Genomic DNA, 26,978 nt, shown 5'->3' on the forward strand with positions numbered 1-26,978 from the left:
TATCACAGAATAACAACAGAACATGCTCTGTCTCATTGACATACTTTTGTACTTCGTGTAAACCACCGCTTAAAATTAAATCATATGGGTTTTCCTGTCCGTCTATGACGCCTTGTTGCAAAGCGGTAAATACCTCACTGAATGCCATTGCCTGCGGATGAGCTCCAGCAGCCTTCCAAGCTTCCAAAAATACCGGTACGTTTGGAACTCTCATCTTAAATCCTTTTAAATCACTTAAATTTCTAACTGGTTTGTTAGAGGTAAGATTTCTGGGAGATCTCAAATGATAGTAAATTGGGGTTACTCCTACCTTTTCAATGATCTGATCGCTAATCTCTTTACCTATATCTCCTTCTATTACTTTGACCATGTGGTCCATATCCCTAAATGCATATGGCGTAGCTATTAGTGCAGCTTTAGGAGCCCAGTTCTGCATGGATTCACCGGAAATGGTCATATCCGCAGAACCATCTCTTATCATATTCAATACATCCATCTCACTGCCCAATTGTTCATTGGGATATAGCTTAATTTCTAAGCGGCCATTAGTTTTCTCATTTACAAGTCTTGCAAATTCTTGCGCAGTTTTATGCCAAATATGCTGTTCATTAGCTAAATAACCGAATTTCCATACAATCTTTTCTTGTTGTTGAGCTTCATTTTCTGAGTTGTCACCATCGGGTGCACCCTGATTTGACGAACTTCCACAAGCTGCCAGCGATAAAGTTAAAACTAATACTAATAACAATGAAACAACTCTAAATTTTTTTAACATCTTTTAACCCCCTGATTTTTTTTTACAGATATTATTAAAAAATGTTCGTTAAAGGTTTTTACTCTTTACTATACCATCCCCCTTTCCAAAGGTATGGTTTCGTCGTATTTTCCCTTAACTATTCCCCCTCCAAAACTTTTTGTTATTACTAAAACTCCAACAGTATTTTTGAAACTTGCTGTTTTTTATCTTCAGCAATTCTAATAGCTTCTTTTATTTGAGTAAAATGCATCTTATGAGATACTAAAGCAGTTGGATTTAGCTTTCTCTGATTGAATAAGTCTATGACTTCCGGAAACTTGTTAGTCTGAAGCCTTGAACCGCAAATCGTAAGTTCACCTTTAGTAATCATAAATTGTGGTATTTGTGAAGGTGCTACATCAAATCCCATAACTACAACTCTTCCGGCAGGCGATGTGACATTGACCGCAGTTTCGAAAGTTTTTGGAGTACAGGCCGCGTCTATTGTTACATTTGCTCCCATTCCACCGGTTATTCGCTTTATTTCTGATGCGATATCTTGTTTTAAAACATTAACTGTATAATCAGCCCCAAGGTTTTTAGCCTCAGCAAGCTTTGATTCCACAACATCTGAAACGATACATATGCCACCTCTATACTTGGCATATTGCAGTATTGCTAAGCCAATAGGGCCAGCCCCCTGGATAAATACGTAATCTCCCTTTCTGACATCACCCCTCCAAGTAGCCTGGCAAGCTATTGTAAAAGGCTCTATCAGCACTGCTTCATCCCATCTCAAATGTTCTGCAAATTTGTGAGCATTTGCTGCTTTCACTGTCACATATTCCTGAAAACCGCCATCTCTGTGGACGCCCAACACCTCTAACTTTTCACATACGTTGGGTCTCCCCATTCTGCACGGATAGCACTCACCACAGTAATATATGGGTTCAATTACAACTTTATCTCCTGCTTTAAGATTCCTTACGCTTTTGCCTGTTTCCACAATCTCGCCCACAAACTCGTGACCGATAACTCTAGGATAAGTAGCTACAGGTGATGTCCCATGGTATATGTGCATGTCAGAGCCACATATGCCTGCATATCTTACCTTTACTAATACTTCATCGTCATTTTCGATTTGAGGTATAGCTCTGTCAATTATTTGAATATTACCCGGTTCCAACACTTGTATTGCTTTCATTATAATTCCTCCAGTTAGTGACCTAATAATAAATTTGGCAGGTACACAGTTAATGCTGGAACAAAACTTACCAATAGTAAAACTATGATATTAGCCACTATAAATGGGAAAATGGCTTTGGATATTCTTACTAAAGATATATTTGCGATATTTGCTGCCACAAATAAGCAAACCCCTACAGGTGGAGTAGTTACCCCAATAATTAAGTTTAGCACCATCATGACACCTGCCTGAATCGGATCCATTCCTATCGATTGGAGCACTGGGAATAATACAGGGAATAGTATTACTATTGCCGCTATGGTTTCCATAAACATACCTACAAAAAGCAATAGTGCATTAACCAATAAAATTACAACAATAGGATTTGTACTGATTGATAGTATGGTTTCCGCAATCAGCTGTGGAATTTGTTCACTGGCCAATATCCAAGCAAAAGTATTGGCAAAGCCCACTAATACCATTATTGATGCTGTACTTTTTAAAGATTCCATTACTATTCCGGGTATGTCTTTAATTTTGATTTCTTTGTAGACAAACATACCTACGATAAGTCCGTACAAAACTGATACAATGGAAGCTTCAGTAGGTGTAAAGACACCACCTAAAATTCCAAAAAGGATAAAAGCAGTGAGCAAAAGGGCCCAAACTGATTCCTTAAAAATGTCCCAAATATATTTTATGGGCTTTAATTCTCCCTTAGGATAGTTTCTTTTTACCGCTAAATAATAACACAAAATCATCTGGAAAATTCCAATAAGAATACCTGGTACAATTCCAGCAACAAATAGTTTCGTAACAGAAAGGCCCACTATTGTTCCAGTTATGATCATAGGTGTACTTGGGGGAATAATAGGACCTACAGTAGATGATGCAGCTGTTATGGCTGCCGCAAAGTCCGGATCATAGCCCTGACGAACCATCGCAGGGATAATAATTGGCCCCTCACTTGCTGTATCAGCAAGAGCTGTTCCTGAAATGCCTGCAAATATCATGGAGATGACAACGTTTGCAAGAGCCAAACCTCCTCTAACAAAACCAATTATTGCATCTCCAAATTTTACAAGCCTTTCAGACATGCCTCCATGGTTCATCAAGTTACCTGCTAACACAAAACCAGGTATAGCCACCAACACAAAAGAATCTATTCCCGCATACATTTTCTGTGCAATTACAGTTAAAGAAATGTCATTTAAAAGGATATATATAAGTGAAGATATACCTAAAGAAAATGCTATTGGAACGCCTAAAAAAATCAGTACTACAAAAGACAAAAATAAAATTGCTGCCATCAATTGGAATCACCCCTTTTGCCCAAACTGCTAAGTTGGTCTTTAAAGTTCCATAATGCATAATACAAGACAAAAAGTGACATAATGGTTATACTTGAAAAACCGATATATGCAGGGATTCTCATTGCAGGCGACGTCTGACCTATGCCAAGTCTTGCAAATTTAATTGCTTGAAAAAAAACTACTGTAAATAAAACAACAGACAATAAATTTATAAGTGTATCAAAAACATTTCTCATATTCTTAGGCAACAGGTTTAATATTAAATCCACGTTAACATATTGCTTGTCTTTCATTGCAAGCGGTGCCGCAAAAGCAACTGAAAAAATAAAGAAAAATCTCGTTGCTTCCTCTGTCCAAATGAAACTTATTCCCAAAGGAAGAAATCTCGTAGTAATTTGAAGCAATACAGTAATTACTAGGGCAGTAAAGCAAAGAAATGTACAAAATCCCAGGATTTTTTCTAGATAATCCTTCTTATTCATTTTCTCCTCCAGTTCTAACAAATCTTGTTTTTTATATAATCATTAATTATATAATCATGAATTTGTTGTTATATCCCCCCTTTTTTATAAAAAATAAAATATGTCAATACTAATTCATAAAGAAATTCCTAGCACAAAATCAATTAATTCAAATACTTCTCAAGGGTCTGCCTCACAGCGCCTTTACCTGCCACAAGCTCGGCAAACATACTCTCTACTTTTGAAGCCAGGTTATATTCGTAAAGGTTTACTCCAAATATGCTGCTGTCTGATAATATGGGCTTTAATGCATCTGTAAAAGGACCTTGGTCGCCAAGGGATATGTCCTTTACATGGCTCTGCAGTTTCTCCAGCATCGGGTCCGGACTGGGTGTAAAGGGGTTGCCTTCATCGTCTATTCCCATAAGGTATCTCAGCCAGCCTGCAAAAAACAGCGGTATATATTTTAGTGTCGAGATGTCTCTTTTGCCAGACGCAATGTATGCTTTTAGGGTTTCTCCAAAGCGCACCGGTATTTTTTGGGATGTGTCACAGGCAATCCTCTGTGGTGTATCCGGCACAAATGGGTTCGGGAAGCGCTGGTTTATTACTTCTTTTATGAAGTCTTCTGGTTTTATTATGCCTGGGTCTACTACCACCGGAAGGCCTTCTTCATAGGCCGTTTTTTCTATAAATGTTTTTAGGTGTTTGTCTTTCATTTCTTCTGCTATCGAGGTGTATCCCAGCAGGCAGCCGTATACTGCTAGGATTGTATGGAGTGGATTTAAACAGGTTCCTACTTTCATTTTTTCTACTTTGTCTACTGTTTGTCTATCGGTAAAGATTACTCCAGCCTTTTCAAGGGGCGGCCTTGAGTTTGGAAATACGTCTTCTATTACTAGGTATTGGGTCTCTTCTGCATTTACAAAAGCTGATACATATGTGTTTTTGGTTGTTTTTATGATATCCACATCTTCTAGCCCATCTTCTACTAGCATGTTCTTTACTTGTTCCGACGGCCTTGGTGTTATTTTGTCTATCATGGTCCAGGGGAATGATACGAGTTGGGGATTTGCTATGTAGTCTGCAAAACCTTTGTCAACAAGACCATTTTTTACCCAGGTATCGGCAAAAGTTTTTATGGCGCTGTAAAGTTTTGAGCCGTTGTGTGAGCAGTTGTCCATGCTTACTAGTGCAATGGGAAGTTTACCTGCTTGGTATCTCTTGTAGCATAGGTAGGCTATGGTTCCCATAAGTGTCTTTGGATTTTGGGAAACTGTATGCAGGTCTTCTAAGATATCTTTATGATAGTTTCCGTTGGAGTCAATAAGTGAATATCCTTTTTCCGTTATGGTGAAACTTACCATTTGAAGGGTGGGAGATGTAAATATTTTTTCAAGTTCTTCCATGTTGCCTTTTGCGGCTATTGCATGGACTATGCTAGCTACTATTTTTTTGTCCATGCTTCCATCAGCTTTTAATGTGATGACTAAACTTAAGTTGTCATAGGGTGCATAGGCCTTTTCTATGATTTCTTCATCATAGGATTCACAGACTATAATGCCTTTGTCTGAAAGGCCATTGTCAAGAAGTGTTTGCTGCAGTGCTGCAGGAAATGCTCTAAATATGTTGCCTGCTCCAAAGTGAAGCCATATAGGGGCTTTTAGCGTGTTTTCCCTCACTTTTTCAATGTCAAAGTTAGGCAACACGTAACCTTTGTCTTGCCAAAAAGATTTGTCTTTTAGCCCTGAAATGTTAATTTTCATTTTGACCACCTGTATTCTAATATTTCTTAATATTTACTTAATAAGCTGAAAATTTCCACTTACATACTAACATTTTAGTATACCGCTTGTCAATCGTCATTTTCCGCCATTTTCTTCTTAATTCTGCGTTATTTGTTAAAGGCCATACCGCTAAAGCTGATATGGCCACTTTTGCAAAAATCTATTTGTATGTAATCTGTTTAATTCTACCTCATGTCAACTTTTGAGATGAGATATCGGTAAAAATCCTCTCTTTGTCCTTTTAATATTTTATTTGGCAATATATAACCACGGTTAGCTACTGTGTATATAACAATCATATTGGGCCTTTTTGATATTCTTTTTATTTCATTCCATTTTAATATATGACTTTGTTTTTTTGTTCTTATATAAATTCCACTATCATCAAAACATATTTCAAGATCATGCGGAATCGCCGCTACATACCTTTTTGCCCTAGCATAAATGGCTATAGGCTGAATAATGGGAAATAAACCAATTCCGAATATGAGTAGTATTTTTACAAAACTATTTACATTTCCCCAGAACTTAGCCGTCAAAAGCAACATGGCTATTGTAAAAATAATATTACATACCCCTATCATTGAACTGTAAATGCCGTACATGGATAACTGCCAAAGATCCAGGGCAGTTATTGCATAGTTAAACTTGTACCTCATAGTCCCTTTACATCAATACCGATGGCAGCCACAAACTAATTGCCGGAACAAAAGTTACAAGTAAAAGAGCCGCTATCATACATAAATAAAATGGCAACGTGGCTTTTACAACCCGTTCCATCGGCAGTTTGGAAATTGCTGTGCCAATATACAGTACAGCTCCCACAGGTGGTGTTAAAAGACCTATTCCACAGTTTAACATAAGCATAATACCGTACTGAACAGGGTGAATGCCGATTGATGTGGCAATGGGAAGTAAGATAGGAGTAGTAATCAATATAATTGGAGCCATGTCCATAATACTTCCAAGAATTAAAAGTATAACGTTTATAAGCAATGCTATAACAATTGGGTTATCGGAAAAGCTCATAATGGCATTTGCAGCAATAGTCGGCACGTGCAAGCGCGTCAACAAGTATCCAAAAATGCTAGACGTTGATATCAAAATGAGCACAATGGAAAGTGTATCTACGCACTCTTCAAGAGCATGCCAAACACCCTTTAAGTCAACACCTTTATATATAAATAGGCTGACAATCAAACTATAGACAACCGCGATAGCAGCCGATTCTGTAGCCGTAAAAATACCGCTAACAACACCGACTACGACTATTAGAACCGTTGCAAGAGCCCAGAAGGACTCACCCAAATGTTTAAGTAAGTTCTTTATGCTGAACTTGTCACCCTTGGGGTAATTTCTTTTAACAGAAAGTATATATACACCCACCATTAAGCAAACCGCTAGTACTGCACCAGGTAAATAACCTGCCAGAAAAAGGCTGCCTACGGAAACACCGCCTGCCACAGTGGCGTAAATAACCATATTATGACTTGGCGGAACCAAGATACCTTCCACAGATGAAGCAATCGTAATGGCAGTTGCAAAATCTGCATCGTAACCTTGGTCTACCATTATTGGAATTAAAACACTGCCTAGGGACGCAGTATCAGCAGCAGCTGAACCTGAAATTCCTCCAAAAAAGTATGAATCCAACACGTTTACCATACCTAGGCCTCCACGCATCCAGCCGACACAGGCATCCGCCAGGCCGATTAGTTTTTCTGATATACCACCTTTCCCCATAAGAACACCCATTGTAATAAAAAAAGGTACTGCCATAAGACTATAAGAACTAATACCTTTCACCATCTGCTGAGCTATTATTGCGAGGGGAAGGCCTAGATACCTAAGAGTAAAAAAGGATGAGAGAGCCACTGCATAGGCAATAGGAAATCTTAGAAATATCATTAAGAGGAAACTACCTATCAATATCCAAATTGCCGTAATTTCTGTACCCATTATCTCACCTCATCTACAAAAAATCTTTTTACGTTGTTGTATAAAACCTCTACCTGGAAAATTAGCATAGCTACGCCTGCTACAGGAACGGGCAAATACATCCAAAATCTTGAAACAGTCGGCATGCTTACATAAGTTCCTTTTGATCCGATTTGGACAGCATATTTCCAACCAACTACTACCATAACTACAGCCAGTACTAAGACAGCAATGTCTGAGATAATGTCCAAAGATATCACTAATTTTTCTGGTAGGTATTTATCAAATGCAGTCATGCGAATGTGTGCTTTTCTCCTGATAGCTAGAGCAGCAGAAAGAACTGCCATATATGCCATACAAGTTAAAATTATTTCTTCACTCCATGCCGGAGAAGGTATAAAAGAAATGTATCGTCCAGCTACAACCATTGTTGCGATAAGAATATCAACAATTAAAAGTAATTTACATATGAAAAGAACAATCTTGTATACCATATCATATGCCGGTTTGAATTTATCAACGGTACTAAAAAAATTAGACATGATTTTCCTCCTTGAAGGTCTTGGGCACAAAGGCGTATAGCCTTTGTGCCCTTAACAACCGTAATAGAGTGTCCAAAAGTTATTTCATGTCAAGAATTTGTTGATATAAATCTTTATAGTTTGCTGTGGCAGAAGAAATAACATCTTTACATGCTTCCTGCCAAGGAGTAATATCATCAACTTCTATGACAGTTACGCCTTCTGCTTTTAACTCTTCTAGAACTTTATTTTCAGTCTCTTCAGAGATCTGTCTGTTATATTCTGATGCATATTTACCTGCTTCCATGAGGATGTTCTGCTGTTCTTCCGTAAGTTTATTCCACGCTTCATCTGTAATGATCACCTGAATCGCTCCCAGGGTATGTCCATCAAGAATGAGGTAGGGCGCAACTTCATGGAAGGAATTGGCTTTATAGTTGACAATAGGCTGTTCAGCACCATCTACTACACCTGTTTGCAGCGCCGAATAAAGTTCACCAAAGGATACAACTGTAGGTATAGCACCTAGTCCTTCTACCATACCTGTCATAATAGGATCATTTGATACTCTAAGTTTCATACCTTTTAGATCTTGTAAACCACTAATTGGTTTTTTCGTAAAGAAATGACGGAAACCTTCTTCCCCATAGAATAAGCCTCTGACACCACTACCGTTTACGTGGGGTTCAAGCAGGAATTCTTCAGCTAAATCTGAAGCGGCGAAGTTCCAAAAATGGTCGCGATTAACAAATGTATATGGAATAGAAAGCAGCATTGATTTTTCTCCACCATAGCTTGTAAGGGAAAATGCAGAAATACGGGACATATCAATAGTTCCGCCGCCACCCAGCATTGTATCCAGCACGTCGTTTTCTGCTCCTAGAACTCCACCTGCTTGGATATCAATCTTAATTTTGCCATTTGAAAGTTCTTCTACTTTTTCTTTAAAAGCCACAGCAGTTTTTCCAACAATTGAATCTATCGGGTTAACTTCTGCATACACAAGCGTAATCTCTTCGGATGTTGGACTTTTTTCTTCTTGCTGCTGCCCTTGTTGTTCATTTTGTGAATTTTGCGTACCGCAGCCAACCAATGCAACAAAAACCAAAACTAACGCAAGACTTAACGCTAAGAATTTAAAACCTTTTTTCATCATTTTTCCCCCTAATCAAATAAATTTTTAAAATACACCTATGTTATATCCTTTAAGTTATAAGCTTCCCCCCCTTTCTCATAAATCGCACATTTCTGTCTGTCTATGAGCCGAGTGAAATCTTAAAACTAATAGGAAAAAATAACATATTAGGTGTTTACTTAATTCCAACTGTCAGCTGGATTATTCAAGTATTTTGAGGGCAATGATGACTAAAATATTAATAATTATAAATTGTTAAATTTTACTTACATACTACCATTTTAGTTTTTTACTGTCAATCATCGTTATTTTCGCTTTTATTCACTTTTGTGCATAAGTTGACCATTTTTCTTGTAATTGTAATATTTTATATTGAATCTGTTTTCAGATATGTTGATTGCACAAAAAAAAGCGGTTTCAAATATTTAAAACCGCTTTGTTAGAATCTACATTATTTTATTTCAAAGTTCTCCTTAGAAAGTCCCTAGTACGCTCTTTTTTGGGATTGTTAAAAATTTCCTCAGGACTGCCTTCTTCTTCTATAATTCCCTTATCCATAAATACAATTCTATCAGCCACTTCTTTTGCAAATTCCATTTCATGGGTTACAATCAGCATAGTAAGACCCGTTTGGGCAAGTTTCTTCATAACTCTTAAAACTTCATCTACAAGCTCCGGATCAAGGGCCGACGTTGGCTCATCAAAGAGCATGACATCCGGCTCCATTGAAAGGGCCCTGGCTATTGCCACCCGTTGTTTTTGTCCGCCAGATAACTGTTTAGGCTTTGCGTTAATGTATTGCTCCATTCCCACAACTCTTAGGTATTTCATAGCAACTTCTTCCGCTTCTTTTTTAGACCTTTTTAATACTTTTATTTGGCCCACAGTGCAGTTGCTTAAAACATTGTGATTGTTAAACAGATTAAACTGTTGAAATACCATTCCGAGCTTTGTGCGATACGCATAGATATCGTGATTTTCTTCTAAAATATTTTTGCCTTTGTATAAAATCTTGCCACCGCTAGGCTTTTCTAAAAGATTTATACAGCGAAGGAGCGTCGACTTGCCAGAACCAGAAGGCCCTATTATGCACACCACTTCTCCCTTATTAACATTGAAATTTATGTCCTTTAACACCTCATGAGTTCCGAAAGACTTTTTCAAGTGTACTATCTCTAATACCCGTTCCATGTTTTCTCATTCCCTTTCGATTTTCACTTTCAAGAGTTGGCTAAATTTAAACTGCCCATTTTTACAATAATTAAAGCAATTATATTTGCATGGGATTATAAATCATCGTAAAGTTCTCCGGCCCGTCTAACTTCCTTTCCACAAAGCGCAGGATTCTTGTAACGGTAAATGTCATGATAAAATAGAGCACGCATGCAACAAAAAACGGTTCAAAAAATCTAAAGTTGTTGCCAGCAACAGTTTTCGTTTGGAAATAAAGTTCTGTTACGGAAATAACGTTAAGCACAGAAGTATCCTTGATATTTATAACAAACTCGTTGCCTGTTGCGGGCAGAATGTTTCTTATTACCTGTGGCAGTACCACATTTGTCATGGTTTGAATGTGATTCATGCCAACTGCATAAGCCGCCTCAAATTGCCCTTTATCTATAGACACTATCCCACCGCGGACAATTTCCGCCATGTAAGCTCCAGTATTAATAGATACAATTAACAAAGCTGCTGCTAAACGATTCATGTTTATGTTAAGCACCTGTGCAGAACCGTAATAAATAACCATTGCCTGAACAATCATAGGCGTGCCTCGAAATACTTCAACATAAATAGAAAGTATTATATTTACAAATTTTAATATGGCTTTTTTTATTCCCGATTCCGGCATGGGCATGCTGCGAATTACACCTGAAATTAAACCAATGATAAAGCCAAAAATCGTACCTAAAAGCGATATGAAAAGTGTCATTCCTGCACCGCGCAAAAACATGGGCCAATAGTTGGTAATTACTTTGACTATCCACTCAAAATTCATACCCTTTCCTCCTTTATACAGCAAAAGCGCTTATTATAAAACCGAATGCAAGTGCATCCGGTTTTATAAAATTACTCTGATGCCGGTTGATTCCTTATTGCTTCATCCATGATCCGTATTCTCTCTTCTTCAGAAATACCCGCGAGTATTTCATTTATTTTTTCGCGCAATGGGCTCCCTTTTGCAAGGCCCACAGCAATTGCAGTGTCGTCATCTGATGTAACAAATCCATCTGTAAATTCTATCATTTTAAAGTTGGGATTGGCAGCTTCTGCACTTATAGCTTCCGGACGTTCCGTAACATACCCATCGATCATATCTGATTCAAGGGCAACCCTCATCGCAGGAAAGTCATCCATTGCAGGTTGTTTAACTACGCCTTCAATTTGATCTATGACCGTATAGTGAAATGTATTGAGCTGGGCAGTTATCCTTGCCCCATTAAAATCTTTTAATGAGGTAGCATTTTCATACTTTCCACCCCGTTTTACCACCATCACTAAATCCGATTTGTAGTAGTTATCCGAAAAGTCTATGGTCTGCTTGCGTTCTTCCGTAGGCGACATGCCGGCAATTATTGCATCGATTTTACCTGACGTTAGTGCAGGGAGCAACCCGGTCCATTCGGTTTTAACTATAACTAATTTTTTGCCTAAACCTTCAGCAATTCTCTTCGCAATTTCTACATCGTAGCCCCCAGCATATTCCTGTGTGCCTTCTATGGGCACCGCACCGTTTGAGTCATCAAGTTGAGTCCAGTTAAAGGGGGGATAACCACATTCAAGGCCCACTCTAAATGCCTCTTCTTCAGCCTTTTCCTGCACCTCTGGCCCTTGTGGACTCGATGAATTGGCGTTTGAGCCACAACCTGCAACAAACAGTATAAACAATAATCCAATAGCAATAAATGATAATATCTTTTTGTTCATAATTTTTTCCCCTTTCTTGAGAATATAAAAAGACCCGAGCGGAACTCGGGTCTAATAAGCAAAATCCCCAAATTCCTCGACTTTTCCCAATTGAGATAGCGCTCCTCAATAAACCGGGACAGTTTATTGAGACAGTCCTGCAGCTATTAACCGCAGGCCCAGCAAATAATACGAGAGGATATTATTTGCTTCGGCAACGCTTCCTTCTCCTAAGTTGCATCGCTTCACTCCCAAGCTACACAAAGGAGAGTTAAGCATTGCGCCTCTACCTCACTTGTGAAAAGTGAGGCATTTATTTATTAAGTTGTAACTACAGTTTACTATAAGAAAATATATCTGTCAATCAAAATATCAAAATCTAATTACAGCAAAATTTATACATATATAGTATTTCTCGCACAGAATTTAACTATATAAACAGCGGTGCAAATACCAATGCAACAATTGTCATTAACTTTATCAAAATGTTTAGTGAGGGACCTGATGTATCTTTAAAGGGGTCCCCTACAGTATCTCCAACTACAGCAGCTGCATGGGTGGCAGTACCTTTACCCCCAAAATGTCCTGCTTCAATATACTTTTTGGCATTGTCCCAAGCTCCTCCGGCATTTGACATTTGAATTGCAATCATTACGCCCGTTACCAAAGCTCCTGCCAAAAGCCCCCCAAGTGCTTCAGAACCGAATATTAAACCAACGGCAAGCGGTACAACAACCGCCATCAATCCCGGAATTATCATCTGTTTTAATGCTGCCCCTGTGCTGATATCAACACATTTTGCATAATCGGGTTTGGCCTTTTCTTCCATAATACCGGGAATCTCTCTAAACTGTCTTCTCACTTCTTCTATCATGTGAAAGGCTGCCTTGCCCACAGCTTCCATAGTCAATGCCGAGAACAGATATGGCAGCATGCCACCTATAAAAAGGCCTACAATGACATCTGCTCTTAATAAATTTATACCTTTAGTTAAACCGGCGGCTGTGGTATAGGCAGAAAACAAAGCCAGTGCTGTGAGAGCTGCGGAGCCTATAGCAAATCCTTTTCCTATAGCCGCAGTGGTATTACCCACAGAGTCCAGCCTATCGGTAATCTCACGAACTTCAGGGGGAAGTTCTGCCATTTCCGCAATACCTCCAGCATTATCCGCAATAGGACCGTAAGCATCTACAGCAACTGTCATGCCTGTCGTCGAAAGCATTCCTATGGCTGCAAGAGCAATGCCATATAGACCAGAAAATTTATATGATATAAGAATAGCAATGGCAATAAATATAATAGGCAGTGCCGTTGATTTCATCCCAACTGCAAGACCTGAAATTATATTAGTCGCAGGCCCTGTCTGAGAAGACTGAGCGATGCCGATTACCGGTGCTTTTTCGTTAGACGTATAGTATTCGGTCACTAATCCGATTATTATTCCAACAACGATGCCGGATGTGGTTGCAAAAAACTGATTCATCTCACTAAATAAAATTCTGCTTAGAAAATAAACCCCAATTATCGTTAGAGCTCCGCTTATAAAAGTTCCATTGCTGAGGGCTTTTTGAGGATTGTTCCCTCCAAAAGCATTTACAAAAAGCGCACCTATAATAGAACTCAGAATACCTATGGCTGCAATCAAAAGAGGGAAGACAACCCCTTTTATGCCAAAGGCCTGTCCTGTTACTGATGATACAGCTACTGCTCCAATTGCCATACCGGAAACTAAAGACCCTACATAAGATTCAAAAAGGTCAGCACCCATGCCGGCGACATCACCTACATTATCGCCTACATTGTCAGCAATAACCGCCGGGTTTCTCGGGTCATCTTCAGGTATACCTGCCTCTACTTTTCCTACCAAATCCGCACCCACATCGGCAGCTTTTGTATATATACCACCGCCAACTCTTGCAAAAAGAGCTATAGAGCTGGCCCCTAAGGCAAAGCCGTTTATCACATCAAAGCTTTTAACATCTTGAGGATTCCCAAATAAGTAATAAAGAATACCTATGCCCAAAAGGCCAAGGCCAGCCACCGACATTCCCATAACTGCTCCACCGGAAAAGGCAATGCTGAGTGCCTTGCTTTGACCTTCTCGAGCTGCATGGGCTGTTCTCACATTAGCCTTTGTAGCCACATTCATGCCTATAAAACCGGCCAATATTGAAGCGATGCTTCCAATTATGTAGCTAATTGCTGTTGGCCAGTTAATAAACCTGCCTATCACTATAAACATGACAATAACAAAAACAGATAAGATTTTGTATTCACGAAAAAGAAAAGCCATAGCTCCTTCATGTATAGCATCGGATATTTCCTTCATCCTTTGATTGCCTGCAGGGCTCTTTGCTATCCTAACTGCTAGCATAAAAGCAAAAGCTAAGGCTATAATTCCCATAATGGGAGCCCATATCACCAGGTTTTCCATTGGTAATTCCCTCCAGTTCAATATCTAACGTAAAAAAACTATCATTACTATAGACATAGCAAGAAAAGTCATAGCTACGATTTGTGTATACCTTGCCAGTTTATCGTCTATCCCTTTTTTCTTTCCAAACAGGGTTTCAACTCCACCGGCGATAGTTCCCAAACCGGCAGATTTGCCTGACTGCAACAATACCAAAGTAATTAGGCCTATACAGATTAATAGGTATACTATAGTTAACAATAGTTCCATATAATTCTACCTCCAGGTATCTAATAATAAGTGATTATACCACAATATTTTTTGAAATACAACACATTTTATCTATAATGTGCTACACTATTAAAATTATACAACAAATTATGTTACATTATATGTGAGAAAGGCTTGTTTTTTACGTTACTATTTAAAACCTGATGATATGTTTCCCTATTTAGTTATTCTAATGTATAAATTTGCTTACCACCTTCTTTATTATAATAATTTACATAATAAGCTTTTATATGCACAAAAATCACAAGTTGCTGTGTCTCGTGCCTTGTCTCTAAATATACTACTTTCTATTCTATCTATGATATTTAAAATTTGATTTTTACATTCTACAAGAACGGATTCGGTCGCATCCACCTGAATAAATTTTCCTTCCAAAAGTGATGCTATAATTACCCTTTTAAGCTGTACATTATATATTTCTGTAATAGCTAGCGCATATGCCAAAACCTGTAGCCGATATGCTTCAAAGATATCCGGTCGCATTTTGGTATTTGTTTTAAAATCTACAATCGTTGCACCATCATCTTCAACAATCAGCTGATCAATTTTTCCGGTTAAAAAGCACCAATCATTAATACAATAAGTAAAGGGAATTTCAGAAAAAACCTCTCCTGCAATACTATGCAAGTCGCTTTGAATATAATTTTGAACGCACTTTTGGATAATATTAGCATCTTCAAGCCCTAAATCAAATCCCAATGCAGCTAGTATTTTCTCTGGTTCATTTACATTTATCTTGTCTTTATGGATTTTTTCAATCAGTTCATGAACTATTGTACCTCTTTCAATGGCAGAAAGTCTTAGTATAGGACCTTTATTTTCATAAAAAACCCTTTCTGGTATGCCTAAAACATTGTTAAAATAATATCTTTTAGGACATCTTACATACTCTCCTAATGATGTTACAGAATACCTCTTTAATACAGGAATACGTCCAGGTTGAATTAAGTTTGCACAGTATTGTTTGGTTTTTTCAAAATCCGGTAATTTCTCTTCTATTAACTTTGATGGCTCAATTACATCTACAGGTGCCTCTTGAACAGCTGTTAATTCTTGTTTTAGCCATTTTAAGAAACTTTCCTTTTTTTCAGATGCCATTTCCCCTGAAATCACCAGATAGTCCCTAGCTCTGGTAAGTGCCACATAAAGCAGCCTTTTGGCTTCTTCTACTTCCTTTTGTTCTAAATATGCTTTGAGCTGTTCCCATTTATCCTTGTCTTTCCTAAAAGCTAATCCTTTTTCAGGGTCAAACAGGATATCCGAAGAAGTAAAAGGTATATTCTGACCACTGTCTGCCAGAATAACTATGGGAAACTCTAAACCCTTGGAAGAGTGGATTGTAATAAATTTAACTACGTCTTCTTCTTCAGAAACATCTGCTGCCTCTTGCTGCTCATCCCCAAAATAATCAAGCTCTTCTAGAAATTCTCTTAAAGTATAGCCTTGCTGGTCATAATGCCAGCACAAATCCAAAAACCTGTGCAAACTTTCTATCTCAAGAAGGTCCTTTTGGGCTAAAGAAAGCAAAAGTCCGGTATCATCGACTATTGTTCCTGAAAGTTCTCTAATAGTATCCTTTTCTTTTATTTTACACCACCTTCGGATTAATTGAAAGGCTTTAGCAAGGTTTTCTGAAACACCGGCGTATTCTATATCTTCTTTTAGCCCTGATGCCAACTCATTTCCGCTTAGTACAAATTCTGCAAGACAATCATCACTTATATTAAAGAGATGTGAAAGGGTGCCGTATAAATTAATATTGTCCTGAAATTCAATGGCCTTTAGGGCATATAGTAAATTCTTTACCCCAAAGCTTTCCATAAGATTTCCGGTATCTGCTACATAAAAAGGAATCTTGTATTTTTTAAATGCATTTACATAATGTTTAAGGTGAGTCTTTTTCCTAAAAAGTACAGCAAAATCGCGAAAAGTGGGATTGCGGTACTCATGGGTGTCTTTATCATAAATATAAAGGGTCTCATCTGTCATCATCTGTAAGATTTTCCTGGCTATGTATTCACCCTCTAGCTTTCTTCGCTCTTCCATTTTGCCGCTGCTTTCCCATGTGATAAAGGAAATATTGTTGCCAATTGTATCGCACCTATGAGCTAAAATCGGTTCATAGCCTTCCATTAAATTTTCAAAGCTGCGGTTTACAAATTCTATTATGCGCCCATCACTACGAAAATTATCCTTTAAGACTATAGCTTTCCCTTGACTTTCTAAATCTCCTTTGAGCTTTTCAAAAAGCTCCACTCTGGCACCACGGAATCCGTAGATGGATTGTTTCTTATCACCTACAACAAAAAGATTTGTGCCTTCACCTAAAAGCCGCAAAATCTCGTCCTGGACAAAGTTTAAATCCTGATATTCATCAACCATGATAAATTTAAACCTTTTTCGGCAATCTTCAAGGACTTGGTGATTTTCTTTTAGCATAAGCAAGGTTTTTTGTAAAATATCCTCATAGTCTAAAAAAAGTTGTTCCTCTTTTTTTAGTTGATAAGTTTTAAAAGCTTGGCTAATGAGTATTGCAATAGTTTTTTCTTCATCACTTACTGCCATTTTTTCAATACAGGTAGGCTCAATGCCCTGATTTTGCATGGTTTTCATGGTGTTGTAAAGTTCTCTGACCAATTTGGAAAACCCAAGTTCAGACGTCAGTTGAAACACCAGTGTATTTTCAAGGTTATCAAGTACCGTTTTTTCTATGCTGTCCTTTAGCCATGCATTTGCACGAAATTCTTCCAGGATTTTTGCGTCGGGATCAATGCCGGCTTCCACTGGGTTTTCCTTTAGGAGCCGGAAGCAAAAGCTGTGGATTGTGCCAATATATGCGATGCCTAATTTGTTCAGGTGTTTTGAAATAGTACTATTGTTTTTTTCCTTTGTCATTTCTCTAAAAAGCCTTTCCCTTATCTCTAATGCCGCCTTATTTGTATATGTAATTGCTACTATTTTATCTATATCAGCCAGACCCTGTTTTAAAATATGGAGAATACGCGCAACTAAAACTCTTGTCTTCCCTGCTCCTGCTCCGGCAGTAACAACTAGATTTTGGTCAACTGCTTCAATGGCCTTTTGCTGCTCCCTCGTGTACTCCATTACTCTTCCCCCTCCCAAGGGCAGATTGCGGTAAAATCACAAAAACTTCCGAAGGAATCTGTTTTGGGACATTTTTTGGGCTGCAATGCAAATTGAGCTGATCTTACGTTGTCTGCATACTGCCTAATTGTTTTTTTAACAGAAGTCATTAGCTCTTCCCACTGTGTTTGACTTAAAACCCCTTTTTTCCGTCGTCCTGATACAAATGGCAAATTCTTATCTTTCACCAGAATATTATCTACGGCACCTTTTTTAAGGGAAATAAAGGCTCCACCAACTACGGGTTTTCTAAGTAACTGCTCACACGCCATGATATACAGTGGCATTTGAAGATTTGTACCCTCTTCTATCTGTTTGATATCGGGCGTTGAACCTGATTTATAATCAAAAATAATGAGCTTGCCTTCTGAATTCTCATCTATTCTATCGATCTTGCCAGAAAATAAAATATCTGGAGCAAATTCAAAAGCAAAATCTTGTTTATATCCAAAGCCCATTTCAAAGAAAACAGGTTTAAAATCTCCTGTCTGTTTCAAATAAGAAGCGATGTATTTAATAATGTTTTCTGCCATTTGATTCTTTTCTATTTCAAACAATAACGGGTGTAAGAAATTTCCCTTTACGCCTGAGCTTTCCATGATTTCATCTACAAGAGATTTTATTTCCTGACTGTAATCTTCTAATTTTTGGGCCTCAAGGCCTTCTCTGTGATTTCTGAAAAATTTTTCGAGGACTTTATGCAAAACTGTCCCTCTGGCAAGGGCAGTATATTCACCATCTTCATCCGGAGGTGAAAGATTTAAAACTCTTGCCAGGAAAAACTTATAAGGGCATTCGCCATACATATTAAATGTTGTGGCGCTAAAAGGTCGCTCTTTAAAGCACTCCATTACCTTCTGTCTTGTGCTTTCTGAGATAACTCCAGGCTCAGGGGCACTGCAATTTGTGCCTTCAAAAGAATATATGGACTCTAAACTTAAATTTTCTATTGAAGTTTCATATAAACTTAGTAAGTTTTCAAGATATGAAGACATCATCACAGCAGTATTGTTTTCCGCTACATTAGGGTATGAAAAATATCCTGTATTGGCCGATGCTGTAATGAAGTCAAAGGCTTCCGATTCTTTTTTAAGCAGTATGTCTAATGTGTCCAAACAATACCCTTTTTCATTAAAGTTTACTCTTTCCCAATCCTTTAAAAGCCAATCAGGCCTAAAGTCCTTGGGAAATTCACCTTCTATCATTCCCGGAACGTAGACTTTATCAAACGTAAGTCCTCTCAGCATTACAGGGGACAAAACCCATATGCCTTCATCGGATTCGCTGTAGGTGTAAAATCTACTTTTTAGATGGATATCTAATAAAGATATAAAGTCTTGCAGACCTATGCTTTCTTCTGAAAACATTTGACTTACATCATTTAATTCATTAAAAAGATTTATTAAAGCTTCAAAGGCGTTTAAATCCCGTTTAAACAGAATAAAGTCATCGCCGTGTACATCGCAAAATCGTACAGGAAAATCTCTCTCCTCAAGAAAACCTTTCACAAAGCCTATCCATTCAATCATGGAAAACTTTTCATTTTGTATGTTTTCATCAAGCACATCTTGGGAAAAATATTCGCTGGTTCCACCTATAAAAAACTTCATCAATGCTTTTACAAATGGATTTTGAATAAGTGCAGCATGAACCTGTATATTAACGGGTATATTCATCTCATTGAAGACTTCCAGCAAAATGCGCTCGTAAGGGGCCCGGTCTCGCAGGACAATGCATAGATTATGTGGCAAAAGACCTTTTTGTAAGTCTTCCAATATCACTTGAGCAAGTTTCACAATCTCAGCCCTGCGATTGGGGGACTTTACTACTTTTATTTGTCTCATCTTAGAGGTTAAATTAGAGTTGCTGATCTTGGCCTTTTCGCCAAGTGCATTTATAATTTTCTGCTGAATTGGAGAAAGATAATAAAATTCCTTAAAATGCACCTCATCTACATGGGATATAAAATCGCTTTCTAAAAGGTGTTTTTTGCACAATATGTACCGATCTTCTTGGTCATATAAGCGATTTTTGTTTAAAAATTCTTGGTATGCCCTGTAGATTAATGCAAGGTCACGGTGGCAGGCTCTATCTAGTTTTATAGCATCAAAAGTCTCTGTATCTATATCCTGCTGTTTTAGTTCACCGATAACTTCTCCAACACGCTGCACATATCCTGATCTGATAGTGTCAAAATACTCTAGTTTGTTTTGCATTTTCAGTTTTCGGATAATGCTGTGTAGCACTAAGTTTTTCTTGAAATCTCCCAGCAGGTGTTTTGAAACTACTACTTGTTTTATACATCTATCTACAAAGGCCTCATAGGTAATAGGTTCTTCTCCAGCCACACCTTTTTTGCCTTGAAGCTGCCTCATTTTGTGCTGCCTTACCAAATAAGGCGTAGGGTATACTATTAGTTCTTCCATAAAGAGCCCCCTGACTGTAAGCTTTGTAAATCAGTTTAGTCTTTAAGTGCAGATGACGGCACTGCCCTTCAGCCGACTTATTATCCTAAAAGGGAGTTTGCCGTCATCTGTATCTCAGGATTTATATAATTTACAACAATACTTTCACAATGTTGTCAGGTAATACAGCTCGCTCAGGTTTATTTTTTCTATAGTTCTAGATTCGATTTCTGCGAAAGCCTAAAGCTTTTAAGCTCAATCTTATTTGTGTAAAAAGATATTAAATATCCTCTCATTTTAACTAGTTACACTATATGTCTTTGTTATTCCGCAAAAAGCTTTTTAACGGCTTTCTTGAAATCTCATCAAGAACTATTAACGAAAAAATAAAATTCGCTCGCTTGTATTACCTGACAACAGTTAACAGCCTTTATTGTTATATTTTTGTAGTCAATTAATAAACACAATCGTTAATCAACTATCTCTTAATATTATAGAAGGCCTTAATGCCGAGATATTGTGCAGTGGTATCCAGTTCCTGTTCAATTCTAAGCAGCTGATTGTATTTTGCAACACGGTCTGTGCGTGAAGGGGCTCCTGTCTTGATTTGACCGGCATTTACTGCAACTACCAAATCGGCAATTGTGGTATCCTCTGTCTCACCAGAGCGGTGGGATACTACTGCCGTGTATTTGGCCCTTTCAGCCATGGAAATGGCATCTAGTGTTTCTGTAAGTGTTCCGATTTGATTCAATTTAATAAGTATTGAGTTGGCAACGCCTTTTTCAATGCCCCTCTGCAGCCTCTCTGTATTTGTAACAAACAAATCATCGCCTACCAACTGAACCTTGTTGCCGATAGCATCAGTGAGGAGCTTCCAGCCCTCCCAATCTTCTTCGGCCATGCCATCTTCAATGGAGATAATGGGATATTTTTCAATAAGCCGTGAATAGTAATTCACCATTCCCTCTGCGTCATATTCTAAGCCTTCACCTTTCAACTGGTACTTGCCATCGCTGTACAATTCAGAAGAAGCAGCATCCAGTGCAATGAAAATGTCCTGGCCTGGAACATAGCCGGCTTTTTCTATTGCCTCAATAATATATTTTATAGCCTCTTCATTTGAAGATAAGTTTGGAGCAAAGCCTCCTTCATCACCTACGGCAGTAGACAGGCCTCTTTCGCCTAAAACCTTCTTTAGTGCGTGAAAGGTTTCAGCTCCCATTCGAAGCGCTTCTGCAAAGCTCGTGGCGCCTGCCGGCATAATCATAAACTCTTGCAGGTCTACATTGTTGTCTGCATGCTTGCCGCCGTTTAATATGTTCATCATTGGAACGGGGAGCACCTTGGCATTGGCACCACCTATGTATCTGTAAAGGCTTATTCCCAAGAAATTGGCTGCTGCATGTGCGGTAGCCAGAGATACACCTAAGATGGCATTGGCACCTAAATTGCCCTTATTTGGAGTTTTATCAAGGTCAATTAAGAGTTTGTCAATTGCCACTTGGTCTAGAGCATCCATTCCCTGAAGCTCTGGAGCAATAACTTCATTTACGTTTTTAACCGCTGTTAAAACACCTTTTCCGTTATAACGCTTGGGATCCTTGTCTCTAAGCTCTACAGCTTCAAACTGGCCTGTAGAGGCTCCTGATGGAACTGCAGCTCTACCTATAGAGCCATCTTCAAGTACAACTTCCACTTCTACTGTGGGATTGGCGCGGGAATCCAAAATTTCTCTAGCAAATACATCGATAATTGTTGACATTAAGCATTCACCTTCCTATTTAGTTATATTCATTGTAAAAAGATTTCTATTATGTAAGTTGCTACGGTGAGATTACGGCAACTCTCCCTGTAAGCAAGCCCTGTTATTCTAAAGCTCGTTCCATCACTTCGCAGGGTTTCGCAGGCAATTCGGCATCCTGCCGAGTGCCTGCCAGCGTGCATCCTGCACGCTGCCCCTGCTACGTTCGGCCCTAGCTTAAGAATAACAACGGTCTTGCTTAATGGGCTCATTTGCCGTAATCTTCACGGAAGAACATTTTCTGCATTGAATCAATTTTTAAAATGAACTGGCTAACTTGATAGAAGCGACTCTCCAGTCATTTCCTTGGGCTTTTCAAGGTTCAAAAGCTCAAGTATGGTTGGCGCTATATCGGCAAGCTTACCATGCCTTAGTTTGTAAGGCTTATGGCTCATCAAAATAAAGGGAACCGGATTGCAGGTGTGTGCTGTATGAGGCTCTCCTGTCTCGTAGTCCAGCATCTGCTCAGCATTGCCGTGATCTGCTGTCACCAGCAATGTACCGCCTTTTTCTTCAATGCATTTTGCCACCTTGCCGATACATTTATCAACTGCCTCTATGGCTTTTACTGCAGCCTCATAAACCCCTGTGTGTCCTACCATATCAGGGTTTGCAAAGTTCAGTATTATCACATCATATATATCTTCATTGATTTTTTCTATGACTTTATCTGCCACTTCGTAGGCACTCATCTCAGGTTTTAAATCATAAGTTGCTACTTTCGGAGAAGGTATCAATATCCTATCTTCACCAGGGTAGGCCTTTTCTTCTCCACCGTTAAAGAAGAACGTTACATGGGCATATTTTTCTGTTTCTGCAATTCTAAGCTGTCTTAAACCAGCATCAGATAAAACTTGTGCCAAAATATTATCTAAGGATTCAGGCCCATATGCTATTTTGGCATTTTTCACGGTGGCATCGTACTCTGTAAAACATACATAGCTGACAGGAAAATATCCATTTTTTCTGGAAAACCCGTCAAAATCTTCCTTGCAAAAGGCGTAAGTTAGCTGCCGTGCCCTGTCAGGCCGGAAGTTAAAGAAGATAATTGAATCCCCCGGCTCAACAGTAGCTACAGGCTGGCCATTTTCGTCAGTGACTACCGTTGGCACCACAAACTCGTCGGTTTCTTTGCGCTCGTAGCTTTGCCGAATAGCCTCTGTGGCACTCCTTGATTTCAGGCCTTCACCGAAAACTATTGCGTTATAGGCTTTTTCTGTTCTGTCCCACCGCTTGTCACGGTCCATAGCATAGTAGCGTCCTGAGATAGTGGCAATTTTGCCTACACCGATTTTTTTCATGTATTCCTCGATTTCATCTATGTATTTTTGAGCATTGGCCGGCGGCACATCTCTACCGTCTAAAAATGCATGTAAGTAGACTTTGTGTAGGTTTTTTAATTTTGCCATATCAAGCAGCGCTTTTAGATGTTCTATATGGCTGTGGACGCCACCATCTGATAAAAGTCCCATTAAATGGAGAGACTTATTGTGATTTAAAGCATTGTCCATAGCCCATACCAAAACAGGGTTTTTAAAAAAGCCACCACTTTTAATATCTTGACTTATCCTGGTGAAATCCTGATATACGATCCGACCTGCACCTATATTCAGGTGTCCTACTTCCGAGTTTCCCATTTGACCTTCGGGCAATCCTACGGCAAGGCCCGAAGCTTCTAAAATGGTATTCGGAAACTCTTTCATTAATTTGTCATAGTTAGGGGTATTAGCATTTAAAATAGCATTTGCTTTTTTTTCTGGATTAAGTCCCCAACCGTCTAAAATCATCAGCATTAGCGGTTTTTTTGACACTATCTTCAACTCCTGCTATAGATTAAATGAACAAAGTGCATAAAAGCTATCGGGTTTCAGGCTGGCGCCACCTACCAGGGCACCGTCAATATCAGCTTCAGCCATAAGTTCTTTGATATTTTCTGGCTTTACACTGCCGCCGTAAAGAATTCTCACGTCTTCTGCAACATCTTTATTGTAAAGCTTTTCTATCTTGTTTCTGATAGCACCAATTACCTCCTGTGCATCAGAGGCAGAAGCCGTTTTACCTGTGCCTATAGCCCAGATAGGCTCATATGCAAAAACAATTTTCTTTGCATCTTCAGGTTTTATATCTTTTAGAGCATTTTCCACTTGAGTCATTACAAAATCAATGGTTATACCTTCTTCGCGCTGAGCTAATGACTCTCCAACACATACGATTGGCGCAATATTATGTTTAATAGCAGACTTTATTTTCTTATTCACTGTTTCATCAGTTTCTGCAAAATACTGTCGTCGCTCCGAATGACCTATAATTACGTAATCACAAGGGATCTCCTTCAGCATCAAAGGCGAAACTTCCCCCGTAAAGGCTCCGGTTTCTTCCCAATGCATGTTTTGAGCTCCCAGCTTTACTTTTGTGCCTTTTAACTTCTCAGCTGCTGCATAAAGGTCTGTAAAGGGTGGGCATATTGCCATCTCTATAGTAATGTTTTCCACCTTCGGTAAGAAACTTGAAAGAAAATCCAGGGTCTCCCTTTTAGTATTGTTCATTTTCCAATTGCCAGCAATCAGGGGGATCCTTGACACAATAATCACCTCCGGTTTTTATTAGTTTACAACAAATAAAAGAAAAAATCTACAATTACTTATCGTTTAAAGCAGCAACACCGGGCAATTCTTTGCCTTCTAAAAACTCCAGAGATGCTCCACCTCCAGTTGATATATGAGTCATAACTTTGGCATAGCCCAACTGCTCAACTGCCGCAGCTGAATCTCCGCCGCCTATTATTGTCACTGCATCAGACTTAGCCATTGCGTCTGCTACCGCTAAAGTTCCTTCGGCATATGGTTTCATTTCAAAAACACCCATTGGGCCATTCCATACTACGGTTTTGGCATCTTTTATTGCATCTGCAAATTTCTTCCGAGTGGCTTCACCTATATCAACACCGATCTTGTCTGCCGGTATCTCTGTCACAGGAACTGTTTCATAAGGCATTCCTTCTTTAAGTTCAGAGGTGACCACTACATCCTCTGGCAGCAATAACTTGACATTTTTTTCTTTGGCTTCTTTTATCAACGAGGCGGCCAATTCAATTTTGTCAGCTTCAAGTAGAGATTTTCCTATTTCATAGCCCTGGCTCTTTAAAAAGGTAAATGCCATGCCGCCACCGATTAGCAGCATATCAACCTTGTTTAATAGGTTTTTAATAACTCCAATTTTATCGCTTACTTTTGCACCGCCTAAAATTGCTGCAAAAGGTCTCTCCGGATTTTCTAAAGCCTTGCCCATTACCTCAATTTCTTTTTGCATTAAAAATCCAGCACCTGCCGGTAAGTAGTTCGCCACACCTACGGTAGATGCATGAGCGCGGTGAGATGTGCCGAAGGCATCGTTTATGAAAATATCTGCAAGGCTTGCGAGCTGTTTGGCAAACTCCGGATCGTTTTTCTCTTCAGCTTCATAAAATCTCACATTTTCAAGCAGCAGCACGTCTCCTGGGTTCATTTTGGCTACTGCGCTTTCTGCAGCTTCACCTATGCAATCTGCAGCAAAAGCCACATATCTACCTAGAAGCTCGGAAAGCCTCTTGGCAACAGGGGCAAGGCTGTATTTTGGATTTACTTTCCCCTTTGGCCTTCCTAAATGTGAAACGATAATGACTTTGGCACCGTTTTCTGCTAGATATTTAATCGTTGGCAGTGCTGCCCGAATCCGCGTATCATCGGTTATGTTTTGATTTTCATCTAAGGGCACATTTAAGTCTTCTCTGACTAAAACCTTCTTATTTTCAAGATTAAAATCTTTAAGCGTCTTTTTATTCATTTCCTATTCGCCTCCCTCGAGTTTTAATAGTTTCCTAGCCGCTCCCTCATCTGTAATAAAAACTGTGGGGCTGTGGTATTTAAGAAAAGCTTGTATTGCTGGGGCTTTACTGGCACCACCGGCTATAGCAATAACAATGCGTATGTTTTTCAAATCTGCTACGCTGAGGCCCACACTGGTGGTAGTATGGACAACCTTCCCTTCTTTATTGAAGTAATATCCGAAGGCTTCAGCCACTGCACCTTTTTTACGTATTTCCATTATTTCTTGCTTAGAAAGTCCACGCCTTCTCCCTATCTCTTCTGCTCCTCCGATGCCATGAAGCAAAATATTGGTCCTGCGAACGATATTTAGTATTTCACGTATTCCAGGTTCATTCACGATAGACTCCATAGCTTCTGGGCTCAGATTGTCTGGAACATAAAGCAGCCTATATTGGGCATTTAGCTTTTTGGCAAGCTCTGCAGCTATGGTATTAGATTCAATTTCAACTCTTTCGCCCAAGCCTCCTCTGCCAGGCACAACTATGACATCCTTAAGGCCTGTAATTTTATCCATGGCTTTAGGTATCTGAGCCATTGTTGTTCCACCTGTTACTGCTACGATATCACCATCGTTTATAGTTTTCTTAATATATCGAGCAGCTTCTTTACCAAGTTGCAGCTTAATAGTTTCATCTTCATCGGTATTGCCCGGAACTATGGAAACATAACCACAATTAAATCGCTGTCGTATTTTTTGAGCAATGGGGTTTAAGCCTCTCAAATGATATATAAAATGCTCCATTTTAAAAATCATATCTTTGCCGGCATCGGTCAATTTCATTCCCTGCTGGTCTATTGTCAATAGTCCTTGCTCCTCAAGGCGCTTTACCTCTGCTCTGAGCTGCCTTTCAGACCAAGAAATAATGGATGATAAAGCTCTTCTGCCGATAGGTTGGTTAAAATAGATACTGCGCAATATGGTGTAGCGGTTTTCTACAAGATTTGCAATTTCAGGAGCTATTTGCTTTAATAATCCCACCACTTCTTCCATTATTAATCTCCTTAATTTGACTTATACGAAATAAATGGCTGAGAAACCCTGCCTGAAAGCAAGAGTTTTTCAGCCATGGT

At 39.0% G+C, this 26,978-nt stretch carries 22 protein-coding genes and 1 riboswitch; all 22 genes read right to left on the minus strand.

What is annotated here, in order from left to right:
- Positions 1-775, minus strand: a 775-nt coding sequence (locus JT739_RS01515; protein ID WP_237659318.1) for a TRAP transporter substrate-binding protein, incomplete at its 3' end; no start/stop codon positions are given.
- Positions 776-923: 148 nt separating this feature from the next.
- A complete protein-coding gene (locus JT739_RS01520) occupies positions 924-1,940 on the minus strand; it encodes a zinc-binding alcohol dehydrogenase family protein (protein WP_237659319.1) in 1,017 nt (338 codons plus the stop codon).
- Positions 1,941-1,954: 14 nt separating this feature from the next.
- A complete protein-coding gene (locus tag JT739_RS01525; protein WP_370642549.1) occupies positions 1,955-3,235 on the minus strand; it encodes a TRAP transporter large permease in 1,281 nt (426 codons plus the stop codon).
- Complete coding sequence (locus JT739_RS01530) at positions 3,232-3,717, minus strand: TRAP transporter small permease (RefSeq protein ID WP_237659320.1); 486 nt, start codon at positions 3,715-3,717, stop codon at positions 3,232-3,234. Before JT739_RS01530 ends, JT739_RS01525 begins: the two co-directional genes overlap by 4 nt.
- A 143-nt stretch (positions 3,718-3,860) precedes the next feature.
- On the minus strand, positions 3,861-5,462 hold the full coding sequence (locus JT739_RS01535) for a mannitol dehydrogenase family protein (protein WP_237659321.1): 1,602 nt from the start codon (positions 5,460-5,462) through the stop codon (positions 3,861-3,863).
- A gap of 206 nt (positions 5,463-5,668) precedes the next feature.
- A complete protein-coding gene (locus tag JT739_RS01540; protein WP_237659322.1) occupies positions 5,669-6,142 on the minus strand; it encodes a YcxB family protein in 474 nt (157 codons plus the stop codon).
- Positions 6,143-6,149: 7 nt separating this feature from the next.
- A complete protein-coding gene (locus JT739_RS01545; RefSeq protein ID WP_237659323.1) occupies positions 6,150-7,442 on the minus strand; it encodes a TRAP transporter large permease in 1,293 nt (430 codons plus the stop codon).
- Positions 7,442-7,963 carry a TRAP transporter small permease gene (locus tag JT739_RS01550; RefSeq protein ID WP_237659324.1) on the minus strand — a complete coding sequence of 174 codons (522 nt, stop codon included), beginning with the start codon at positions 7,961-7,963 and terminating at the stop codon, positions 7,442-7,444. Before JT739_RS01550 ends, JT739_RS01545 begins: the two co-directional genes overlap by 1 nt.
- Positions 7,964-8,042: 79 nt before the next feature.
- Positions 8,043-9,098 (minus strand): TRAP transporter substrate-binding protein, encoded by a 1,056-nt coding sequence (locus JT739_RS01555; RefSeq protein WP_237659325.1) that lies wholly within the window; start codon positions 9,096-9,098, stop codon positions 8,043-8,045.
- A 435-nt stretch (positions 9,099-9,533) separates the two neighbouring features.
- On the minus strand, positions 9,534-10,268 hold the full coding sequence (locus JT739_RS01560; RefSeq protein ID WP_237659326.1) for an amino acid ABC transporter ATP-binding protein: 735 nt from the start codon (positions 10,266-10,268) through the stop codon (positions 9,534-9,536).
- Positions 10,269-10,347: 79 nt separating this feature from the next.
- Positions 10,348-11,076, minus strand: a complete 729-nt coding sequence (locus JT739_RS01565; RefSeq protein ID WP_237659327.1) for an amino acid ABC transporter permease — start codon at positions 11,074-11,076, stop codon at positions 10,348-10,350.
- 71 nt (positions 11,077-11,147) lie between these two features.
- Complete coding sequence (locus JT739_RS01570; protein ID WP_237659328.1) at positions 11,148-12,005, minus strand: transporter substrate-binding domain-containing protein; 858 nt, start codon at positions 12,003-12,005, stop codon at positions 11,148-11,150.
- Positions 12,006-12,093: 88 nt separating this feature from the next.
- Positions 12,094-12,281, minus strand: a riboswitch (Lysine riboswitch).
- Between the two features lie 133 nt (positions 12,282-12,414).
- A complete protein-coding gene (locus tag JT739_RS01575) occupies positions 12,415-14,418 on the minus strand; it encodes a sodium-translocating pyrophosphatase (RefSeq protein ID WP_237659329.1) in 2,004 nt (667 codons plus the stop codon).
- A 24-nt stretch (positions 14,419-14,442) separates the two neighbouring features.
- Positions 14,443-14,667: a preprotein translocase subunit SecG gene (gene secG, locus JT739_RS01580; RefSeq protein WP_237659330.1), complete on the minus strand. Its 225-nt coding sequence runs from the start codon at positions 14,665-14,667 to the stop codon at positions 14,443-14,445.
- Positions 14,668-14,889: 222 nt separating this feature from the next.
- Positions 14,890-17,793 (minus strand): exodeoxyribonuclease V subunit beta, encoded by a 2,904-nt coding sequence (locus JT739_RS01585; protein WP_237659331.1) that lies wholly within the window; start codon positions 17,791-17,793, stop codon positions 14,890-14,892.
- On the minus strand, positions 17,793-20,258 hold the full coding sequence (locus JT739_RS01590) for a PD-(D/E)XK nuclease family protein (protein WP_237659332.1): 2,466 nt from the start codon (positions 20,256-20,258) through the stop codon (positions 17,793-17,795). Before JT739_RS01590 ends, JT739_RS01585 begins: the two co-directional genes overlap by 1 nt.
- A 457-nt stretch (positions 20,259-20,715) precedes the next feature.
- On the minus strand, positions 20,716-22,002 hold the full coding sequence (gene eno / locus JT739_RS01595; protein ID WP_237659333.1) for a phosphopyruvate hydratase: 1,287 nt from the start codon (positions 22,000-22,002) through the stop codon (positions 20,716-20,718).
- Positions 22,003-22,031: 29 nt separating this feature from the next.
- Positions 22,032-22,253: a hypothetical protein gene (locus JT739_RS01600; RefSeq protein WP_237659334.1), complete on the minus strand. Its 222-nt coding sequence runs from the start codon at positions 22,251-22,253 to the stop codon at positions 22,032-22,034.
- A 60-nt stretch (positions 22,254-22,313) separates the two neighbouring features.
- Positions 22,314-23,852 (minus strand): 2,3-bisphosphoglycerate-independent phosphoglycerate mutase, encoded by a 1,539-nt coding sequence (gene gpmI, locus JT739_RS01605; protein WP_237659335.1) that lies wholly within the window; start codon positions 23,850-23,852, stop codon positions 22,314-22,316.
- A 15-nt stretch (positions 23,853-23,867) separates the two neighbouring features.
- Positions 23,868-24,623 (minus strand): triose-phosphate isomerase, encoded by a 756-nt coding sequence (tpiA, locus tag JT739_RS01610; RefSeq protein ID WP_370642550.1) that lies wholly within the window; start codon positions 24,621-24,623, stop codon positions 23,868-23,870.
- A gap of 55 nt (positions 24,624-24,678) precedes the next feature.
- Positions 24,679-25,863: a phosphoglycerate kinase gene (pgk, locus tag JT739_RS01615; RefSeq protein ID WP_237659336.1), complete on the minus strand. Its 1,185-nt coding sequence runs from the start codon at positions 25,861-25,863 to the stop codon at positions 24,679-24,681.
- Positions 25,864-25,866: 3 nt separating this feature from the next.
- Complete coding sequence (locus tag JT739_RS01620; RefSeq protein WP_237659337.1) at positions 25,867-26,898, minus strand: sugar-binding transcriptional regulator; 1,032 nt, start codon at positions 26,896-26,898, stop codon at positions 25,867-25,869.
- Positions 26,899-26,978: the final 80 nt, after the last annotated feature.

It is taken from the genome of Tepidanaerobacter sp. GT38 (genome assembly GCF_021991635.1).
GTDB lineage: Bacteria > Bacillota > Thermosediminibacteria > Thermosediminibacterales > Tepidanaerobacteraceae > DTU063.

Excerpts from the sequence above, each read along its gene's own strand:
- JT739_RS01520 (WP_237659319.1), bottom strand. The coding sequence starts at position 1,940 with ATGAAAGCAATACAAGTGTTGGAACCGGGTAATATTCAAATAATTGAC.
- JT739_RS01530 (WP_237659320.1), bottom strand. The coding sequence starts at position 3,717 with ATGAATAAGAAGGATTATCTAGAAAAAATCCTGGGATTTTGTACATTT.
- JT739_RS01535 (WP_237659321.1), bottom strand. The coding sequence starts at position 5,462 with ATGAAAATTAACATTTCAGGGCTAAAAGACAAATCTTTTTGGCAAGAC.
- JT739_RS01540 (WP_237659322.1), bottom strand. The coding sequence starts at position 6,142 with ATGAGGTACAAGTTTAACTATGCAATAACTGCCCTGGATCTTTGGCAG.
- JT739_RS01545 (WP_237659323.1), bottom strand. The coding sequence starts at position 7,442 with ATGGGTACAGAAATTACGGCAATTTGGATATTGATAGGTAGTTTCCTC.
- JT739_RS01550 (WP_237659324.1), bottom strand. The coding sequence starts at position 7,963 with ATGTCTAATTTTTTTAGTACCGTTGATAAATTCAAACCGGCATATGAT.
- JT739_RS01555 (WP_237659325.1), bottom strand. The coding sequence starts at position 9,098 with ATGATGAAAAAAGGTTTTAAATTCTTAGCGTTAAGTCTTGCGTTAGTT.
- JT739_RS01560 (WP_237659326.1), bottom strand. The coding sequence starts at position 10,268 with ATGGAACGGGTATTAGAGATAGTACACTTGAAAAAGTCTTTCGGAACT.
- JT739_RS01565 (WP_237659327.1), bottom strand. The coding sequence starts at position 11,076 with ATGAATTTTGAGTGGATAGTCAAAGTAATTACCAACTATTGGCCCATG.
- JT739_RS01570 (WP_237659328.1), bottom strand. The coding sequence starts at position 12,005 with ATGAACAAAAAGATATTATCATTTATTGCTATTGGATTATTGTTTATA.
- JT739_RS01575 (WP_237659329.1), bottom strand. The coding sequence starts at position 14,418 with ATGGAAAACCTGGTGATATGGGCTCCCATTATGGGAATTATAGCCTTA.
- secG (WP_237659330.1), bottom strand. The coding sequence starts at position 14,667 with ATGGAACTATTGTTAACTATAGTATACCTATTAATCTGTATAGGCCTA.
- JT739_RS01585 (WP_237659331.1), bottom strand. The coding sequence starts at position 17,793 with ATGGAGTACACGAGGGAGCAGCAAAAGGCCATTGAAGCAGTTGACCAA.
- JT739_RS01590 (WP_237659332.1), bottom strand. The coding sequence starts at position 20,258 with ATGGAAGAACTAATAGTATACCCTACGCCTTATTTGGTAAGGCAGCAC.
- eno (WP_237659333.1), bottom strand. The coding sequence starts at position 22,002 with ATGTCAACAATTATCGATGTATTTGCTAGAGAAATTTTGGATTCCCGC.
- JT739_RS01600 (WP_237659334.1), bottom strand. The coding sequence starts at position 22,253 with ATGAGCCCATTAAGCAAGACCGTTGTTATTCTTAAGCTAGGGCCGAAC.
- pgk (WP_237659336.1), bottom strand. The coding sequence starts at position 25,863 with ATGAATAAAAAGACGCTTAAAGATTTTAATCTTGAAAATAAGAAGGTT.
- JT739_RS01620 (WP_237659337.1), bottom strand. The coding sequence starts at position 26,898 with ATGGAAGAAGTGGTGGGATTATTAAAGCAAATAGCTCCTGAAATTGCA.